The sequence below is a fragment of the Nocardia macrotermitis genome (assembly GCF_009604405.1).
Classification (GTDB): Bacteria; Actinomycetota; Actinomycetes; order Mycobacteriales; family Mycobacteriaceae; genus Nocardia; species Nocardia macrotermitis.
On record NZ_WEGK01000001.1, the window covers coordinates 440971 to 460649 of the forward strand.

Sequence of the window (19679 nt, forward strand, 5' to 3'; positions counted from 1 at the left end):
CCATCGCTACGAGAAACGCGCCGAGACCTCCGCGCGGGCCCGACCAGCAGCGCGCTCAGCCGCGTAATCCGCTGGCGCGCAGCACACGTCGGCCGATTCCGGCGCGGATGGCGTCCCGCGTGCCGATGATGCGGACGTGGTGGCGGGCGCGGGTGATCGCGGTGTAGAGGAGTTCGCGGGTGAGCAGGGTGGATTCGGGGCCGGGTAGCACGATCGATACCGTGCCGTACTGGCTGCCCTGGCTGCGGTGGATGGTCATCGCGTAAACCGTTGTGACGCCCGGGAATTGGGTGGGGTGCACGAGGTAGGGCGCGCTGCCGCGTTGCAGGGCGGCGCGCAGGCCGCCGTCGGGGCCGCGCACGATGACGCCGGTGTCGCCGTTGTAGATGCGGGCCTCGTGATCGTTGGCGGTGACCAGGAGCGGCTGGCCCGGATACCAGTGTCCGGCACCGGGTTCCGCGCCGATCCCGCACGCGGCGACCCAGCCCGCGGCCATCCGGTCCCAGCGTTCGACGCCGTAGCGGCCCTGCCGGTGTGCGCACAGCAGCCGATGCGACTCCATGGCGGCCAATGCCGCTGCGGCATCACCGTTCTCGGCCGCGGTGGTGCATTCGCGGGCGGCCAGGATCACATCGGCGCGGACGGCGGTGATCTCCTCCGGTTCACACAGCGACAGTTCATCGCCGCCGTCGGCCAGCAGATCCAGGGCGGCATCGGCGTCGCCCGCCCGCACCGCGACGGCGAGTTCGGCGATCCGGCCACCGAACCGGCGGCCGCGGGTGAGGCGAATGATGCCGCCGCGGAGGCGATCTCGTTCCCGAGGGCTCAGCGCCTCGGCAGGGGCGGCCGCCGGATCGCCGAGGTCGTCGCCCAGCACCTGTTCCAGCTGCGGATTCGCCGGGCCCGCAACGGTTCCGGCCACCAGATCCGCGAGCACCGCGCCCGCGTCCACCGAGGCCAGCTGATCCGGATCACCCACCAGCACCAGACGCGCGTCCCGGCGCACGGCGGGCAGCAGGCGGCTGGTCATGGTCAGGGACACCATCGAGGTCTCGTCGACCACGATGACGTCATACGGCAGCCGGTTGAATTCGTGGTGCCGGAAGCGCGTCGCGCCGCCGCGCTGCCAGCCCAGCAGACGGTGCAGGGTCGCGGCGGTGAGTTCGGGCAGATCCAGATCGCTCGCCTGTTCGCGGACCGACTCCTGAAGGCGCGCAGCGGCTTTGCCGGTCGGCGCGGCCAGTGCGATGCGGAGTTCGGGGGCGTCGGGCATCGACCGCTGATGGGCCACCAGCAGGGCCAGGATGCGGGCGATGGTGTGCGTCTTGCCGGTGCCGGGACCGCCCGCGACGACGGTCGTCCACTGCGTCGCGGCCAAAGCGGCGGCCACCCGCTGCCGGTCGGGCGGATCCCCGGGGGCGCCGCTGTCGGGGAAGAGCCGGTCCAGTTGCCGCCGGATCGTCTCCGGATCGATCATCGGATGGGTGGTGGCGCGTTCGGTGAGCACCTCGCGGATGGTCTGTTCCTGCCGGTAGTACCGGTCCAGATACAGCAGCGGGCCCGCGGCCGCGGATTCCACCAGACGCAACGGCCGCAGCGGTCCGGCCGCACTGCCCTGCACCAGCGGGCTGTTCCGCAGGGCTGCGAGCACCCGCGTCTGATCGGGCCACGGCAGGGTGGCGGGGTCGACGGGTTCGGCGGCGGTGTCCGCGTCGGTGTCGAAACCCTCACCGTCCACACCGATTTCGTGCATCCGGGCCAGTTCGAGGCAGACCGAACCGGATCGCACCGCGCGCACGGCCAGCGCGGTCGCCAGCAGCACCGACTCGTCTTCCTCACGGCCGAGCCGCCCGAGACGAAGCGCCACATGCACATCCGCGGCCGCGAGCACACCGGCGGCGTTGAAGGTGCGCAACAGCCCGGTGGCCCGCTGCGCGAGCTGAATCGCGGTCATCGCCACTGTCCCGCCAGTAGATCGGACAATTCCCCGGCCAGCGCCGGCGGCGGATCCCAGTCGAAAACCCCGCAGCCGGAGGGTGTTCCGGGTCCGATCATGCCGCGCACGAACAGGTAGCGGATGCCGCCGAGATGTCGGGCGGGATCGTAGTCCGGGAGCCGCCAGCGCAGATAACGGTGCAGCGCGGCCGAATACAGGATGGCCTGGAGCGGATAGTGCGAACGCATCATCTCCGCGGCCATTCGCTCGCGGGTGTAGTGCGCGACGGTCAGCTCGCCCGTGCCCAGCCGGTTGGTCTTGTAGTCCACCACCACGAAACGTGGTCCGGGCGTGCGCAGTACGGCGTCGATGCTGCCGGTCAGGAAGCCGCGCAGCGGGGTGTCCGGGAGCGTTTCGAGCTGGTCGGCGTAACCGGCGAAGATGTCGTCGGCGGGCAGGTGCGCGCGCAGCAGATCGGCGATGCGGCGCAACGTCACCCGTTCGGCGCGCGGGGTGTCGCCACCGGCCAGCGGCAGTTCGAAGTCCAACTCGCTGAGCCGATCCCGGCCCGAGACCTGCGCCAGGCTGCCGGTCGCCATGGGGGTGTGCAGCACCGCGAGCAGGGCGTCGGCCAGGGCGTCGGGATCGATGTCGGCCAGTAGTTCGCCGATGGCGTCCGCGCACCGGGTGCGGACCTCGGCGGCCAGGTCGGGGGCGTCGGTGTCGACGTATTCGAGCACCCCGTGCACGAGCGTGCCGAAGTCGGCGCCGTAGGGCAGGTCGTTCATGAGTGATGGTGCGGCGGAGCCGAATTCGAGCTCCACAGAGAGTTCGGCGGAGGGTTCCGCGGGCTCGTCCGAGACGCCGGTGTCCACCTCGGATTCCGTCACATGCATCTCGTGCGCCCCGGCGGTGAGCGCGGAGTAGGAAGTGCGCCGCCAGTCCTGATCGATGACGCGATCGAACCGGGCCGCGGCGAGCTCGGTCGTGGTCGATTCGGCGCGTTCCCAGCGGGGGCGCACCGCGGGGATGTGGTCGACCTCGCGCACCGCGATGACATCACCCGGCGCTCCCTGCGCCCAGTGCGAAAGCTGTTCTCCCACAACATTGTCCGCCGGAATATCGCCCCGTCCCGGCACCTCCGCGCTACCCGGCATCCGGCCCAGCATCATCCGGTGCAGCGGCGCGGCGGCGGTGCCGTAGGTGGGGGCCCACCAGGCCACCACCTGACATTGGGCGCGCGTCAGCGCCACATACAGCAGACGCAGTTCCTCCCCCGCCTCCTCGGTCTCGCTGCGGCGCTTGCGGTCGTTGTAGCCCAGGGCCTCCGAGCCGCCCACATCGAGCACGCGGTTACCGCGCTCGTCGTGGAACATGAGCGTCGCCGGATACGGATTGCGCGCGTTGTCCCAGGCGAAGGGCAGGTAGACCAGCGGAAACTCGAGGCCCTTGCTGGCGTGCACGGTGGCGATCTGCACGGCCGCGGCGTCGCGGTCCAGGCGGCGGCTGCGATCGGCGACCGCGCCGGATGCCGGGTCGCGCACCCGATCGCCGAGCCAGCGGGTCAGCGCGCTGAGGCCGAGCGATTCGCGCAGTGCCACCTGGTCGATCAGCTGCGCGATATGCCGCAGATCGGTCAGTTCCCGTTCACCACCGGCGATCGCGAGCAGCCTTGGCGCCAAACGTGTCTCGGCGGCCAGCCGTTCGAACACCGCCGCGAATCCGGCGCGGCCGAACAATCGCGCCGACTCCCGCAACTGCTGACCGACGCGGCCGACCAGATCGGCCCCGCCGGCATCGATCTCGGCGGCCGAGTACCCCAGCAGCGGCGTCCCGGCGGCCAGGCGCACCCGGTCGGCGCGGTGCGGCTGTTCGAGTGCGCGCAGCAGCCACAGCCAGTCGGTGGCGCTGCGGGTGGCGAATACGCTTGCGCCACCGGCCAATACCGATGCCACGCCGACCTCGTCCAGGGCGGCGCGCACGATATCGATCTGTGAGCGCGTACGCACCAGGACGGCGATATCGCCGGGCCCGAGAGGGCGTTCGCCGATCCGCAGGCCCGCGTCGAGTTGCCGCACGATGTCGGCGGCCAGATCCTCGGCGACCCGTGAACGCTGCCGACCCACCGCCGGGAATCCGGACTTGTTCAGCGCCCCTGCACCGGTGCGCCGAAACCACCTGAGCCGCAACGGAGTCCGATCACCGTCGCCCAACAGGCGGGTGTGTGGCCGCACCGCCGCCACCGGATGCACGCCGATCTCCTTGTGCCCCAGGGCCGCACCGCCCATCAGATGGTCCAGCGCGGTCAGCAGACCGGCGTCGCTGCGTCGGTTGACGGTCAGTTCACGGCGCTGATCGGCCACCGCGACCGCGTCGAGATAGCTGAGCACCTCCGCCCCGCGGAACGCGTAGATGGCCTGTTTCGGATCGCCGACCAGCACCAGGGTCGCCTGCTCGTGGAAACACCGCCGCAGAATCTCCCACTGCAACGGGTCGGTGTCCTGGAACTCGTCCACCAGCGCGACCCGGAATCGGTCCCGAATCCGATCGCCCGCCCGATCGCCGTGCACCGGATCGGCGAGCACGTCGTGCAGCAGCACCAGCAGGTCGTCGAAATCGCGAAGGCCCGAGAGTCGTTTGCGCCGTTCGGTTTCCACGCGCACCGCCGCGCCGAACGCGACGCGCTCCGAGGCCGTCGGATCGCCGCACTCCTCCTCGGGCACCAGCCGCGCCTGCCGGTCCCGCACCGCGGCGGCGGCCAGCGCGTGCGCGTCCTTCAGCGAGAACGGCGGCACCGACCGCGCGTACCGCGCCAGGAACAGATCCTCGGTGACGGTGGCGACCAGATCATCGACGTTCTCGACCAGCCGCACGCCCGGATCGTGCTCACCGGCCAGCCCCAACTCGTCCAGCATCCGCTGACAGAAACTGTGCGTGGTCGCGATGGTCCCCGCGTCGAACTCCGACAACGCCGCCAGCAACCGGGACCGCCGCGCCCCCACTGCACTCGAATCCGCCTGCGCCAGATGACGAATCAACTCGTCATCACTGCCGCGTGCCCCCACCGGATCCGCCAGCGCCGCCGCGGCCGCCACGAACCGATCCCGCGTACGCTCCCGCAACTCCTGCGTAGCCGCCCGACTGAACGTCACCAGCAGCAACTCCGAAATATCCACCCCGCACTCGGCCACATACCGCACCGCCAGCCCGACGATCGCATACGTCTTCCCGGTCCCCGCACTCGCCTCGAGCACGGTCGTCCCCCTCGGCAACTCCCCGCACAGGTCGAACCGCCGCCCCGGCTCGTCACCAGCACCAGCGGGTACCAGTTCGGTTGCAGGCGTGCGTGATTCGCGCTCATCGGTCGAAGGCTCCAGAGGAACGGCCGAGCCGGGGCGTTCGATGTCGGCGGGTGCGCCTGCCTCCGCGATGTCGAACAGATCGCCCGTGACCGGGGCCGACGGACGCTTGGGCACCGAGGATTTGGAGGCATGGCGACGCGACCGGTGGGCAGGGGCCTCGACGGGAAAGAGTTCCTCACTCATGGTTGTCCCTGGGTTTCGGCGGCGAGCAGGGGGGCCCACAGGCTGCGGGCGAGGGAGCCGAAGCGGGTGGGTTCGCCCGCCGGATCCGGTTCGGGCAGTGGGGTTTCCAGTAGCTCCAGGCGGGGGGCCGGACCCCAGATGTAGCGCAGATAGCGGTCGGTGTGTTCGCCGTAGGGTTTGGGGCCGTGCGGGCCGCCGAGGAATTCCTGATCGGCGGCGGTGCGGGCCTCGTCGACGGTCGCGCCCTGGCAGCGGCGTTCGGCGTAGACCGACGAGGCCGCCGTCGCGATCGGCAGCGGCTCGTTCAGCCCCATATCCCGCAATGCCACCAGATCTCGCAGGATCTCCTGTGCCACAGCGCCATTGGGTGCGGTCAGTGCCGAGCGCCAGGCGGGACGACCGAATTTGCCGCGTCCGATGGTCAACGCCTGCCAGCCCTGATGCCGCTCGGTCGCCGCGAGCGCGAGCAGCCGCACCCACGCCGCGATCCGATGTTTCGGGGCCAGCCGCGAGAAGGTGGTCCGCACCACCGTGTCGTCGTGCACGTCCGCGACGGTGCCCTGCAACAGTCTGCCCTCACCCAGATCCACCGCGATATCGATACTGCGGGAAGGTAATTCGTGAATCGGCTGGGCCACCCGCACCAATTTGTCGACGGTACTCTCGACGTCGTCCAGCACCGCCGCGCCGAGCCCGAACGGCGGTAGCGTCCCGCGCCGCCACTCCGCGGCGCGCAACGTCTCCGGCTCGGCGCCGTGCAATCGGGCGGTCAGCATGCGCTCGCCCATATTCCACTTGGTCAGGCCGTCCAGCTCGATCGGCAGCCGCTCGTCGATCTCCTCTTCCTCCTCGGGCACCCGGATACCCAGGCGCTGCCACAGGAACGCCCGCACCGGATGTTCGACGAACGAGATCAGTTCCGCGAGTTCGACATCCGCACGCGCGGCGGCGGGCAGCGGTACCGGCAGGAAGCCCGCCGACGGCCGCACCGCACCGGCCGCGGCCCGCGCGCCGGCCAGCGCGATGGCGTCGAAGCTGAACGGCCGCACCGGATCGAAATTGCGACTGTCGAAGGCCTGCAAGGGATGTCGCATCACCACCGACCCGAGATCCGCACCCGGCCGCGCGGCCAGCACATCGAGCAGTTCGGCCAGCGGAATCGCGGGCGGGCGATGCGCGCCGGTGACCGGATCGGCCCCGGTGTGCAGCACCACCAGGCGTTCCCCGGCGGCCATGATCGCGTCCAGCAGCAGCTGCCGATCCTCGCTGCGCGGATCACGTTCTCCCACACGCGGATTCCGGGCCAGTACATCGTCGCCGTCGATACCGCCCGCGCGCGGGAACACCTCGTCGTCCAGGCCCAGCAGCACCACCACCCGATGCGGTACCGAACGCATTGGAGCCAGCGTGCACACGGTCAGCTCCCCGGTGCGGAAGTTGGTCCGCACCGAACGCGCCGCCAGCCGCGAGTGCAACAGCGCCGCGATATCGGGCAGCCGCAAGCCGATATCGTCACCGTGCTCGAGGGCCGCGCTCAGCTCCCGCCGCGCCTGCACCGCCTGCCAGCTGTTCGCATACGACACCTCGGTCAGCAGATCCAGCGCACGACCCAGCACCTGGGCCCACTCGTGCGCCGGGCGCAGCCCCCCGGCCGGATCGCTCGGCGTGGGCCCGCGCAGATCGCGCACGCAGACCGCGAGGCGGTCGGTGAACTCGGCGAACCGCCCGGCCAGATCCACATCACCGGAGTCGACGTCCTCGAGCGGCAGCGCGAGATCGAGCCAGTCCTCGGAGGATTCACCGGCCGCGACCCCGAGCAGAATCCGGTCCACCGCGGCATTGAGCGTGTTCTGCGCGAAATCGCCGAGCCCGAACGCCTGCCGCTGGCGCTGCCCGATCCCCCAGCGCGCCCCGGTTTCCGCGGCCCATTCCCGCAGCCGCTCGATATCGTCGTCGTCGAATCCACAGCGCATCCGCACCGGTTCGGAGGCGGCCAGATCCAGCACCTGGGTGACGGTGACCCGGCCGTCGGCCAGATCGAACAGCGCCAGCAGCACCGCGAGCACCGGATTCGCCGTCCCGGCCGTCCGATCGGCCAGCCGGACCCGCAGATCCTGCGCGGGATTAGTTGCGGCCGTGGATGTTTCGCCCGAGCGAGCATCGGCGTGCGCGGGCCCGAACGCCGCGCGCACCAGCGGCGCGAAACTCTCGACGTCCGGGCACAGCACGATCACATCGCGCGCCTCGAGCGTCGGATCCTCGGCGAACAGGCCCAACAGCACCTCGCGCAACACCTCCACCTGCCGCGCGGGCCCGTGACACGAGTGCACCCGCACGGTGTCGTCACCGGACACCGCGTCCGCGCACGGCGGCCACATATCCGCCCGAATCCCGTCCTGCAAGCTGGAAAGCACTGTGGCAGAGGATATTTCGTCGCCACCAGGATGATGCGTATCGATCGCCGGACCCACCGCCCCCACCCGCCGCTGCAGTTCGCGCGCGTCACGTCCCAGCGCCGCCAGCAGCGGATGCGCGACGACCGACGCACCCGCATCAGCCGACCGGCGCGCCACCTCGGCCTCCGCACCGGCCGCACGCACTGCGTCCCACATCGCCGGACTCGGGTGTACCAGCCACAGGTGCACATCGCGATGTTCGGCCAACGCGGCCAGCACGTTCACCTGATCCACACTCAACCGCGCCGGACCGAACAACGAAATACGTTGCGGCAGTTCAACAATCCCCGGCTCGCCACGCAACCACGCACACGCTTCGGGCAACCGTTCGGCCGGACTCGCCGTGCCGATCCCCGCCCGCAGCCGCCGCCACAACTGCGGCTGCCACAGCAGATCCGCGGGCAATTCCGCACCGAACCCGTCGGTATCCGCACCCGCGACCCAATCGCTGATCACGCGCGGACGCTGGGTGGCGTAACCGTCGAACAACGCCGCGATACCGGCGGCCGTCGCGAACCGCCGCCCGGCCCGATACGACCGCCCGGACGGATCGTCCGCACCGAGATGCCGCGCCGGAACCGCACACCACGGCTCACCGACCGAAGCGTCCAGCACCCGCAACACCGACCACACCATCCGCTCGGGAGCCCACGGATCCTCGTCCGCCGCGACACCGCTCGCCGCACCCAGCACCTCGGCCGTCAACGCGGCCACGGAGGTGAATCGCACATTCGCGCAGACGCCGTCGCCGGTGCTGCCGCCCAGCACCCCGGCCAGCCGCTGCGTCAGCCAGCGCTCCACACCCTTGGCCCCGACCGCGACGACCTCGGCCGCGAACGGGTCGTCGAGCGGCCGCGCCAGCACCGACGCGAGTTCACCGACGAGGGTGTCCGCCCGCTCGGCCCGGTGGATGTGCAGCGCCATGGACCGCCTCTCTCATCTCTTCCGCGTCCGTTCCGATCGCAACCCGCACCCGGTCATCGGCCGATCGAACCCGCGACATTACCGCCCGCGACCGCCTCACCCGCACGCCCCCGCAGCCGGGACGATTCCCGACCGCTCCGGCGAGACGCAGGTGACGACCGATACCCCGGCCCCGCCGACCGAGTTCGATCCCGACAATCGTGCGCCCGGACGACCCCGCGCCGAGTCCGACACACCGTGATGATCCGGACACGCCCACGACCGCATCGACCTCGAATTCGTCCCCGAGCCAGCGCCCGACTTATGGCTACTCTACAGCGAATAGTGTTGAACACCACATTGGCCGCGATTCTCGATACTCACCAAATTCGCAGCAACACAAGCGGATCCGCGTGCAACGGCACATACCCGCATCAACCGGATTTCGCCACCGCGTGTCACCCCGGCGGACCGTGCGCGGTATGCCACAGTGCTCTGCGGGGAGGCAACGGGAGAAGCGGTTTTCGAAAGGCTGGTTCGGTAGATGTCTGCGTCGGTGATTCCCCTCGTACCCAGATCCGGGTTCACGGTTCGCCGCATGGGTGAACGCTGGGAACTGGTCAATTCACGTCACTACGGCCGCACGATCGTCCTGCACTCCTGGCCTCGCGACCGGCACACCGAGGCCTTCTCGCACTGTTACCGGCTCAACGGCCGCAGCGTCGAGGATCTGCTCGCGGCCTTCCGCTGAGGTCCGCACGCCGTCTGATTCGGACCGCACCGGGGGCGAAATGCGCTGCGCGGCAACGGCTGCGATGAGCTAGCACATCCGGCGGCAGACCTCAAGACGTGCGTCGAACGCATTCTGCTGTCTAAGGTGATGCACCGTGCGTCAACTCCGTTCCGCCTCGCGCGCCACTCGCCCCTCCCGCACGGCCCTCGGTGCCTGCCTCCTCGCCGTCGGCCTGCTGGCCGCCGCACCGGCCGTCCACCCGGCCCCCGCCGCGGCGTTCCCGCTACGCGCGCAGGGCTGCGCCAACGGCTTCGACTGCGATATGAGCCAGCGCATCGCGCAGGCCAACTCGTACCTGTCCGGACGGCCCGGTGTCACGGGTTACGTTGTGCGCGACCGGAAGACCGGCGCGGTGTACAGCAACGGCAACGCCAATACGCCCATCTGGACCGCGTCCACGATCAAACTCGCCATCGCCGAGGACCTGATCAACCGGCAGCGCGTGCGCGCCATCGTGATCACCCCGCAGGATCGCGCGCTGCTGGAGTCGATGCTGGCCACCTCCAACGACAACGCCGCGGACATCCTCTGGACCAAATTCGCCGGACCCGACCACCGGGCGTTCAACAACGCGTTCCGCGCCAACGGCATGACCGGCCTGGCCCCGCAGCCCACCCCCGCCGGAAAGGTGTTCCCGGACTGGGGTTTCCAGAAGTGCACCGCCGCGGACCTGGACCGGCTGATGTCCAACGTGCTGGACCACATGAACCCCGCCGACCGCAACTACCTGGTCGACCGCCTGCGCAAGGTCGACACCAACCAGCACTGGGGCGTCTGGGGCGCGGGCGCGTCGATGAACCCGGGCCTGAAGAACGGCTGGTCGCAGGAGCGCAGCGGCTGGGTGGTCAACTCGGTCGGTTTCGCGGGCCCCGGCGAGCGCTACACCCTGGCCGTCATGAACGACCTGGGCAACAAGGGCGGCTACGACGACGGCGAGCAGACCACCACCCAGGTCGCCAAGATCCTGCTCGGCGGCCGGGGCTGAGGCTCAGCGCCGGCGCAGCTGCATCGGCGCACCGTCACGCGGGAACGGGATGGTGTTGAATCCCCAAGGCATCAGGTAGCTTTCGGGGATCCGCCACTCGTACTCGCGGACCATGGCGGCGATGGCGACCTTGACCTCCAACATGCCGAAGTGCATGCCGATGCACTTGTGCGCGCCCGCGCCGAAGGGCATCCAGGCCAGCCGGTGGGATTTGTCCTCGCGACGGTGTTCGGCGAACCGCTCCGGATCGAAAACCGCTGGGTTGGACCAGTATTCGGGCAGCAGGTGGTTGATCCCGTAGGCCACGTCGATATGTGTGCCCGCCGGAACGAAGTGGCCCGCGATCTCGGTGTCGCGCACCGCGCGACGCACCAGACCCGGGACCGGCGGCACCAGCCGCAGGCTCTCCTTGATGACCAGCTCCAGATCGTGCAGCTCGTCCAGGTCGGCGATGGTCGGCGGCGCGCCGTTGGTCTTCGCGTGCAACGCCAGCGCCTCGGCTCGCACTCGCTCCTGCCACTCCGGGTGGTGGCCCAGGTAGTAGGCGACCGCGGTGGCCGTCGTGGTCGTGGTGTCGTGTGCGGCCATGATCAGGAAGATCATGTGGTTGACCACGTCGGCGTCGCTGAACTGCTCGCCGTCCTCGGTGCGGGCGTGACACAACGCCGAGAAGAAGTCCGGGGTGTCCGAACGCCGTTTCTCCGGCAGCATGCGCTCGAAATACGACTCCAGCACCTTGCGTCCCCGCACCGCGGCCCGCCAGGCCGTACCCGGCAGCGGCTGCCGCACGACCGACAGCGCGGCGTGGGTGCAATCGATGAACGCGTCGCCCAGGCGCTTGCGTTCGGGCCCGGGATCCGCGGCCATGAAGACCTCGCTCGCGGTCTCCAGCGCCAGATCCTTCACCGTCGGGTACAACTCCACCCGCGCGCTGTCCACACCCGCGGGCACCCATCCGGAGATGGCCTTCTCGACGGCCGGACCCAGCTGCGTCAGATAGGAGACCAGCCGGTCCCGGGTGAACGCCTGCTGCATGATGCGGCGGTGGTACATGTGCTCGTCGAATTCGAGCAGCAGCAGTCCGCGATGGAAGAACGGGCCGATGAAGTAGTCCCAGCCCTGCCCGAAGTCGTTGCGGCGCTTGCCGATCACCTCGTCCACGGCCTCGGGCCCGGCGACCAGCACCCGCTCGACGCCCAGCGCCTTGTTGTAGCTGACCGGACCGTAGCGGTGGTACCGATCCATCATCTCCGCGGTGCCCCAGCGCAGGTATTGCAGGGCGCGCCCCAGGTACGGCAGCCCCACATCACCCCGTACGGGGAGCTGTCCGCTTCCCTCGGGTGGGGAGGCCAGGGACAGTTCGCGGGACGGGAGCAAACGTAGGATCCGGTCGATCGGATGCCGGTCCGGGATCTCCAGCAGCCCGATATTTTCTCGTTCCGCACTGTCGACGCTGACCATGAACGAACCTTTCAATTAAAAGTACAGCTCGTACATTACAAGTACGATGGCAGTGTGACAAGGGATACACCGCGCGAACCGCGCCGCCCACGGGGGCGGCCGCCCGGCCCGTCACGTGATCCCGCCCTCCGCCGCGGTGAGATCCTGGACGCCGCCGAGCGCGTCATCGCCACCGCCGGGACCCCGATCACCTTCGCCCAGGTCGCCGCCGAGGCCGGATACGCCCGCACCGCGGTGTACGCGGTCTTCCCCGACCTGCCCGCCCTGGTCGACGCGCTCGCCGAACGACATCTGGAAGGACTGCTGGCCGCCGCGGATGCGATTCTGGCCCAACCACTTCCGGTGCGCGAGATGTTGCGCGCGATCGTGGCGCTGGTCTGCGATTTCGTCGACGCCGACCCGAATCTGCACCATCTGCTCATGCAGCGCCTGCAATCCGACGAACCGGACGAGCCCGGTGTGGGTGTTCCCGCACATCACCGCCCGCTGTTCACCCGGCTGTCCGAATGGGCCACCGAGGTCTTCGAATCCATCCTGCGCGGCGTGCGCGCGGATCCGGCGCTGGCCCGGATCTGGGCCAGCGCGACCATCGGCGCGATCCTCATGTCGGCCGAGGACTGGGGTCGCGATCCGGTGCGCGACCGCGCCGAATTCGTCGACCGGCTCACCGCGTTCCTGTGGCCGTCGGTGGAGAGCATCGGCGGCGACCGGTTCGTCGGGCCGATCGACCCGCCCGGCCGGCACGATCCCGAACCCGTCCGCGACCGCGCGACACGCCGTCCGAAGTCCTGAAACCGGACGCGCCGATTCATCCCTCTCGCCGTGACTGTCCGCTGGCCGCCGACTACGGTATGGCGTGTCGGAAGACCCAACGCAATCGCGCGAGGAGCGGGAGACATGAGCATCCAGACCGGCGGTAAGCAGCGCCATCGGGTGGTGGTGATCGGTTCCGGCTTCGGCGGTCTGTTCGCCTGCCGTCACCTGAAGAAGGCGGACGTCGACATCGTCCTGATCTCCAAGACCTCCACGCACCTGTTCCAGCCGCTGCTGTACCAGGTCGCCACCGGCATCCTGTCCACCGGTGAGATCGCCCCCGCGACCCGCATCGTGCTGCGCAAGCAGGAGAACGTGCAGGTGATCATGGGCGATGTGCACGATATCGACCTGGCCAACCGCACCGTCACCTCCGAATTGCTGAACCGGGACACCGTCACGCCGTTCGACAGCCTGATCGTGGCGACCGGCGCGCAGCAGTCGTACTTCGGCAACGACCACTTCGCCACCTACGCGCCGGGTATGAAGACCATCGACGACGCCCTCGAGCTACGCGCCCGCATCCTGGGCTCGTTCGAGGAGGCCGAACTGTGTGAGAAGCAGGACGAGCGCGAGCGGTTCCTCACCTTCGTCGTGGTCGGGGCGGGTCCGACCGGAGTCGAGTTGGCCGGTCAGATCGCCGAACTCGCCGATCGCACGCTGGTCGGCACCTTCCGCAACATCGATCCGCGCGACGCCCGCGTCGTCCTGGTCGAGGGCGCGGACGCGGTGCTCAAGCCGATGGGTCCCAAGCTCGGTCCGAAGGCGCAGCAGCGACTCGAGAAGATGGGCGTGGAGGTCCAGCTCAACGCCCTGGTCACCAATGTCGACGCGCGCGGGGTGACGATCAAGGACAAGGATGGCGAACGGCGCATCGAGGCCGCCTGCAAGGTCTGGTCGGCCGGCGTGCAGGCCAGTGATCTGGGCAAACAGCTCGCCGAACGCTCCGACGGGACGGAGACCGACCGGGCCGGGCGCGTCATCGTGGAACCCGATCTGACCATCAAGGGGCATCCGAACGTCTTCGTGGTTGGCGATCTGATGTCGGTGCCGGGGGTGCCTGGTCAGGCCCAGGGCGCGATCCAGGGCGCGACGTACGCGGCCAAGCAGATCAGCGCCGAGGCCGCCGGGAAGCAGAAGCCCGCGGACCGCTCGCCGTTCAAGTATTTCGACAAGGGCAGTATGGCCACCATTTCGCGGTTCGACGCGGTGTGCCAGGTCGGCAAGCTGGAGTTCAGCGGATTCATCGCCTGGCTGATGTGGCTGGTGCTGCACCTGTACTACCTGATCGGGTACCGCAGCCGGTTGGTCACGGTGTTCCAGTGGTTCGTCGCGTTCCTCGGCCGCAATCGCGGGCAGATGGCCGCGACCGAGCAGTGGGTGTTCGCACGGCTGGCCCTCGAGGCGCTCAATGGTAACGAGGACGACGAGAAGGCCGTGCGCGCCGGAGCCGGGAACGGGAGTTCGACGCCCAAGGCGGCCGAGTCCGAGGCGGGCTGAGCCCGATCCTGCATGCCGGACAGCTGAATATCTCTCCGCAACAACGATTTTCCCCCGGCACGACGACGGGCGGGAAGTGGCCGCGAGGTCCGCTTCCCGCCCGTTGTGTTTCGACACGCAATCCGAGACAGAAGTTCTCCGATCGGGGCGTCCTCGCGCAGGCACAATTCATTCATTCATCGAATGATTGGACATCTTCTCCGAAACGCCGCACCGGCCGGGTCGACGCGCGGATAATCGCTGTGCACAGGGGGATTCGATGAGGACGCAAGGAGCTCCCATGCGTGGTAGGACACTACTTCGACTGCTGGCGATCGCCGGGATCGCGACCCTGGCGGCGTGCAGCAGCACCGCGACGAAGAACACCGCCGGTGACAGCGGTACCAGCGCGGCCGGTACCGCACCCACGATCAGCAGTGAGCCGTTCGGGCAGGTCGGTGGCGCGGCCGTGAGTCGCTACACGTTGACCAGCGGACACGGGATGCGGGTGCGCATCCTGACCTACGGCGGCATCGTGCAGTCGATCGAGGTACCCGACAAGTCCGGGCACACCGCCGATGTCGTGCTCGGATTCCCCACGCTGGACGGGTATCTGGCCAACAACGGCTCGGGCAAACCCTATTTCGGCGCACTCGTCGGCCGGTACGCGAACCGAATCGCCAAGGGCGCCTTCACCTTGAACGGGACCGAGTACCACGTCCCGGTGAACAACAACGGCAACAGCCTGCACGGCGGCACCGACGGATTCGATCAGAAGATCTGGCGGGCCAGCCCACAGACCGGTAACGACAAGGTCGGGCTGAAACTCGAATATGTCAGTCCCGCAGGCGAAATGGGCTATCCGGGCACCCTGACCACAACCGTCACCTACACCCTGGATCAGCAGAACCGGCTGCGCATCGACTACGGCGCGACCACCGACGCGCCGACCGTGATCAACCTGACCAATCACAGCTACTTCAACCTCGCCGGTGAGTCCACCCTGGGCATCTACGACCAGAAACTCACCCTCAACGCCGACACCTACAGCCCCACCGACGCCACCCAGATCCCGACCGGACAGTTCGTCCCGGTGAAGGGCACGCCGATGGACTTCACCACCCCCACCGCGATCGGCGCGCACATCACCGCGAACGACCCACAACTCCTGCTGGCCCAGGGCTACGACCACAACTGGGTCATCAACCGCGGCAACAACACCGGCCTCGTCCAGGCCGCCAAGGCCGAGGACCCGCAGTCCGGCCGCACCCTGACCGTCTCCACCACCGAACCCGGCGTCCAGTTCTACACCGCCAACTTCCTCACCGGCGCCTTCACCGGCACCGGCGACCACGTCTACCGCCAGGGCGCGGGCTTCACCCTGGAAACCCAGCACTACCCCGACTCCCCCAACCACCCCGCCTTCCCCACCACCACCCTCAACCCCGGCCAAACCTTCAGCTCCACAACGGTATTCGCCTTCGGCACGGAGTAGGAGCCGACCCCGGACAGCCCGCTCACCCGAGGGACAGGCCGAGTTTCCCGGCGAAGACCGTGATCATGTGCTGGACGCCGATTTCGTTGCGGCCGATGAGCATATGGTCGTGCCGGCCACGGCGGACGCCCTGGCCGCACTGCGGGAGCATGGTGAAATCCTCGTCGCGGACCGCGGCGTGGACCGGCCGAAGATCGTGTCGCGCGGCCTCGACCGAGAAGGGGGACCGTGCGGACCCACGGATGGGCGGGCGCCACCCCGGCCAGCGACGAGGAGGCCATCGCCCGCATCCTGCGCGCGGCGGGCGAGGTGATCGACGGCGGCGAGCAGGAGTTGAGCATCCTGCGGGTCGCCGAGCGGCTCGGCGTGACGCGCCAGACCGTCTACCGCTACTTCCCCGGCACCGACGCGCTGCTCCAAGCCACCGCGACCAACGCCACCGGCGAATTCCTCGACGAACTCGCCGCCGCCCTGCACGGCATCACCGACCCGGCCGACGCCGTCGTCGAGGGCATCGCGACGACCCTGGAACGGCTACACACCCACAAGCGATTCGGGCTGCTGTTCGCCGCGCCCGGCGACGGCCGTTTCGCACCGGAGGTCACCTCCGAGATCGCCCTGCGGACCGGACGCCACATCCTGGACCGATTCGACGTCGACTGGACGCACCTGGGCTGGACCGATCGCGACCTCGACGAGCTCGCGGAACACATGTTGCGCACGTTGCAGTCGTTCATCATCGATCCGGGTCATCCACCCCGATCGGGTTCCGATCTGCGCGCCTATCTACACCGCCGGGTCGCACCCCACGCCACGCTACCGCGCGACCGAACCCGTTCGTAGCCAGGCAATTACATCCCACAGACCACGAAACTTGTTGCCCCCGTCGAACATCGGTGCGGGCCGCTGCGAAACAGCGGCCCGCACCCCCTCATTCGATGCGACGTCAGTCACCCGATGCCGGTGGCAGCCGATATTCGGCGTGCACCAGGGACAGCAGTTCTTCGACCGAGGTGTCCTTGGACGGACGGTCGAAGGTGATCTCGCCGTGCTGGAGCAGATTGACCCGGTCGCACACGTCCACGACCTGGCTGTAGTTGTGCGCGATCAGGATGATCGCCAGATCGCCCTGCTGCTTGAGACGATCGAGCAGGCGCAGGATCTGCCCGCCCTCCTTGGCGCCCATCGCCGCCAACGGCTCGTCGAGCAGCAGCAGTTTGGCGTCCGAGTGCACCGAGCGCGCCACCGCGATGGCCTGCCGCTGCCCACCGGACAGCGAACCCACCTCCGCGGTGACCGACGGAATGTTGATTCCGATGCGGTCCAACGACTCTCGCGCCCGGCGCTTCATCTCCGCCCGCCGCAGGAACGGCAGCGGACGATGCACGAGCTCCTTGTTCAGATGCAGGTTCAGGTACACCGGCAGATCCGGAACCAGCGCCAGATCCTGGAAGACCGTCTCGATCCCCAGTGACCGGGCGTGCACCACCGACTTGAACCGAGTCTCGTTGCCCTCGAACAACAGTCGGCCACTGTCGGGCTGATGGAATCCGGTCAGGATCTTGATCAGCGTCGACTTACCCGCGCCGTTGTCACCGATGAGGCCCAGGATCTCCCCGCGGGCCACCCGCAGATTGATGTCCCGGAGCGCCTGCACCGGGCCGAACCGCTTGCTGATGTGTTCCGCGCGGATCACATCGTCCGGATTTTCGGTTGTCTGCGTCATATGTGACTCAATCGTTTGCGTAGATGTCCGAGATACACGTTGAGCAGCATCGCGACGACGATCGCGGCTCCGAGCACCACGTCGAAGGTGTTCGCGCTGACCCCGGCCAGCGAGAATCCGTCGAACACGATGCCCAGCAGCAGCGCGCCCAGCAGCGCGCCGACCACCGTGCCGCGGCCGCCCAGCAGGGCGGTACCGCCGATCACCGCGGAGGCCACCGCGAGGAACATGGTGTTCGGGCCGCCGTTGGTCGGATCGAAGGATCCCAGCCGCAACCCATCGATGATGCCCCCGAGGCCCGCCAGCGTGCTGACGATCGCGAAGTTCACCACCTTCACCATGTTCACCCGGATACCGGCCTCCGCCGCGCCCACCGGATTCCCGCCGGTGGCCTGGGTGCTGATGCCGAATCTGGTGGCGGACAACAGGATCTGCATCACCACCACGATGCCCAGCACCCACAGCGTCTCGGACCAGTGTCCCTTGCCGAACGCGGAGACCACCCAGCCCGAACTCGGCGCCGCGACCGGCGCACCGTTCGACATGAGCAGCGAAATACCTTCCAGCAGAAAGGAACTGCCCAGCGTGACGATGAACGACGCGATACCGAACCGGGTCGAGATGAAGCCGTTGGCCGCACCGATGGCCGCGCACACCAGCAACGCGAGGATCAGCGCCAGGATCAGCGGAGTTCCACCGTTGTAGAACGACATCAGCACGAACGGTGAGAGCGTGAACATGAAGCCCGCGGACAGGTCGATCTCGCCGCAGATCAGCAGCATCACCTCACCCGCACCGACGATGGCCCACGGCGCGAGGTAGTGGACGATGGTGAGGTAGTTGTCCGAGAGGTTGAAACCCGTTGTGGTGACGCTGAAATAGATCGCCACCGCGATGGTGGCGACCAGGATGCTCAGCTCCTTCTGCCGCACCAGCGCTTGCACGACGGTGCGGCCGAAGGATCGGTCTGTCACAGCGTCACCGTCGAAGGCTGCGGCAGCGGGATCGAGGCGGGCATGGTGCCCAGTTTGTGGCCCTGCTGACCCTCGTACGCGCTACCCGAATTGTATGCCGCCACATTCTCTTTCGTGACGAACGTGAGACCGGTATCGGTCTCCGGCGGCGCCAGCAGCGTGCCCGAGACGCGGTACAGGTACAGATACAGCACCGACAGGAAGCCCTGCATGTAGGCGGACTGGTCGATGGTGAATTCCAGTGCGCCCGAAGCGACTCCCTTGATGGTGTCCGCGAGCGTGTCGAATCCACCCGCGTGCACCTTGCCCGCGATGTTCTTGCTCGAGATCAGCTGCGCGATCGAGGCGGTGCTGCCCGCGTCCACCGCGTACAGCCCCGCCGCGTCCGGCTGCCCCGCGTACGCGGCGGTCATCGCGTTGAGCTCACCCGCCTGTGCCGCACCGGTATTGATCGATTTGACCACCACCCCGGGCGCGGCCTTGGCGAGCGCGGCGGTGAGCCCGTCCAGGCGCGGTTGCAGATTGTTCGCACCCGGCTGGGCGATGCCGACCAGGATGGTGCCGGAGGTGACGGACTGCGCGATCCGCTGTCCCATCAGCGTGCCCGACTTGTACAGATCCTGGCCGATGTAGGCCAGCGGATAGTTGCCCGGCGCGGTGGCGTTGTACGCGACGACCGGAATCCCCTTGGCCAGAGCGCGTTTGGTGGGATCGACGAAGGCGTTGTTGTCGGTCAGCGGGATGGCGATACCGGACGCGCCGGAGTTGATCGCGTTGTCGAAGGCGCTGACCATCTCCGAGACGGTGCCGTTCTCCGAACCGGTCCACTGCGGGGTGGGCAGGCCGAGCACTTTGGCGGCGTCGTCCAGGGCGGTGCGGGTGGGGATGAAGAACGAGTTCGTCGTGACGTGATTGACGAACACGAATTTCCACGCCGGAGTGGACGGAAAGTTGCCCACGCCACCGGATCCGGAGCTGGTCGCACTGGCGCAGGCGGACAGCAGCGTGCCCAGCGCCGCCGCGCCGCCGGCGCCTCCGAGTATTTTCAGCGCCCCGCGCCGGCTCGCGGCCCGGGAGATCTCTACGGCATCGGAAAGATGTTCTGACATTGCG

Annotated in this window: 13 protein-coding genes and 1 pseudogene; 6 read left to right on the plus strand and 8 right to left on the minus strand. The window is 68.6% G+C overall.

Annotated elements, in window-relative coordinates:
* Positions 1 to 55 precede the first annotated feature (55 nt).
* From recD to recC, 3 genes are read right to left on the minus strand one after another with little or no spacing between them, the layout of a single operon-like run.
* The gene (recD, locus tag NRB20_RS01895) at positions 56 to 1954 is read right to left on the minus strand and encodes an exodeoxyribonuclease V subunit alpha (protein ID WP_153407404.1); all 1899 of its coding nucleotides are present in this window, start codon (positions 1952 to 1954) and stop codon (positions 56 to 58) included.
* On the minus strand, positions 1951 to 5481 hold the full coding sequence (locus NRB20_RS01900) for a UvrD-helicase domain-containing protein (RefSeq protein WP_153407405.1): 3531 nt from the start codon (positions 5479 to 5481) through the stop codon (positions 1951 to 1953). The genes recD and NRB20_RS01900 overlap by 4 nt, the downstream gene beginning before the upstream one ends.
* Entirely contained in the window at positions 5478 to 8861 is a 3384-nt protein-coding gene (gene recC, locus NRB20_RS01905) for an exodeoxyribonuclease V subunit gamma (RefSeq protein ID WP_153407406.1), read from the minus strand. The genes NRB20_RS01900 and recC overlap by 4 nt, the downstream gene beginning before the upstream one ends.
* Before the next feature lie 577 nt (positions 8862 to 9438).
* Between recC and NRB20_RS01910 the strand changes: the two genes are divergently transcribed.
* Positions 9439 to 9591, plus strand: a complete 153-nt coding sequence (locus NRB20_RS01910; protein WP_227833101.1) for a hypothetical protein — start codon at positions 9439 to 9441, stop codon at positions 9589 to 9591.
* A gap of 136 nt (positions 9592 to 9727) precedes the next feature.
* Positions 9728 to 10618, plus strand: coding sequence for a serine hydrolase (locus NRB20_RS01915; protein ID WP_319944335.1), 891 nt, complete (start codon positions 9728 to 9730; stop codon positions 10616 to 10618).
* 3 nt (positions 10619 to 10621) lie between these two features.
* On the opposite strand, the gene NRB20_RS01920 is transcribed toward NRB20_RS01915, so the two are convergent.
* A complete protein-coding gene (locus NRB20_RS01920) occupies positions 10622 to 12079 on the minus strand; it encodes a cytochrome P450 (protein WP_153407408.1) in 1458 nt (485 codons plus the stop codon).
* 54 nt (positions 12080 to 12133) lie between these two features.
* Here NRB20_RS01920 and NRB20_RS01925 point away from each other — a divergent pair, with 54 nt between their 5' ends.
* The 3 genes from NRB20_RS01925 (at position 12134) to NRB20_RS01935 (ending at position 15866) form a co-directional block, all read left to right on the plus strand.
* Complete coding sequence (locus NRB20_RS01925) at positions 12134 to 12871, plus strand: TetR/AcrR family transcriptional regulator (protein WP_194289684.1); 738 nt, start codon at positions 12134 to 12136, stop codon at positions 12869 to 12871.
* 105 nt (positions 12872 to 12976) lie between these two features.
* Entirely contained in the window at positions 12977 to 14392 is a 1416-nt protein-coding gene (locus NRB20_RS01930; protein WP_153407410.1) for an NAD(P)/FAD-dependent oxidoreductase, read from the plus strand.
* A gap of 280 nt (positions 14393 to 14672) precedes the next feature.
* The gene (locus tag NRB20_RS01935; protein ID WP_153407411.1) at positions 14673 to 15866 is read left to right on the plus strand and encodes an aldose epimerase family protein; all 1194 of its coding nucleotides are present in this window, start codon (positions 14673 to 14675) and stop codon (positions 15864 to 15866) included.
* A gap of 22 nt (positions 15867 to 15888) precedes the next feature.
* On the opposite strand, the pseudogene NRB20_RS01940 reads toward NRB20_RS01935, so the two are convergent.
* A pseudogene (locus tag NRB20_RS01940) lies at positions 15889 to 16050 on the minus strand ((2Fe-2S)-binding protein); the annotation flags it as partial.
* A 44-nt stretch (positions 16051 to 16094) separates the two neighbouring features.
* Between NRB20_RS01940 and NRB20_RS01945 the strand changes: the two are divergent.
* On the plus strand, positions 16095 to 16709 hold the full coding sequence (locus NRB20_RS01945; protein WP_319944336.1) for a TetR/AcrR family transcriptional regulator: 615 nt from the start codon (positions 16095 to 16097) through the stop codon (positions 16707 to 16709).
* A 103-nt stretch (positions 16710 to 16812) separates the two neighbouring features.
* Here the strand turns inward: NRB20_RS01945 and NRB20_RS01950 are convergent, their stop codons facing one another.
* Genes NRB20_RS01950 through NRB20_RS01960 form a run of 3 tightly spaced genes read right to left on the minus strand, consistent with a single transcriptional unit; the run spans position 16813 to position 19675 of the window.
* On the minus strand, positions 16813 to 17592 hold the full coding sequence (locus NRB20_RS01950; protein ID WP_153407412.1) for an ATP-binding cassette domain-containing protein: 780 nt from the start codon (positions 17590 to 17592) through the stop codon (positions 16813 to 16815).
* Positions 17589 to 18566 carry an ABC transporter permease gene (locus NRB20_RS01955; protein ID WP_319944337.1) on the minus strand — a complete coding sequence of 326 codons (978 nt, stop codon included), beginning with the start codon at positions 18564 to 18566 and terminating at the stop codon, positions 17589 to 17591. Before NRB20_RS01955 ends, NRB20_RS01950 begins: the two co-directional genes overlap by 4 nt.
* Positions 18563 to 19675 carry a substrate-binding domain-containing protein gene (locus NRB20_RS01960; RefSeq protein WP_153407413.1) on the minus strand — a complete coding sequence of 371 codons (1113 nt, stop codon included), beginning with the start codon at positions 19673 to 19675 and terminating at the stop codon, positions 18563 to 18565. Before NRB20_RS01960 ends, NRB20_RS01955 begins: the two co-directional genes overlap by 4 nt.
* Between the last annotated feature and the right edge of the window lie 4 nt (positions 19676 to 19679).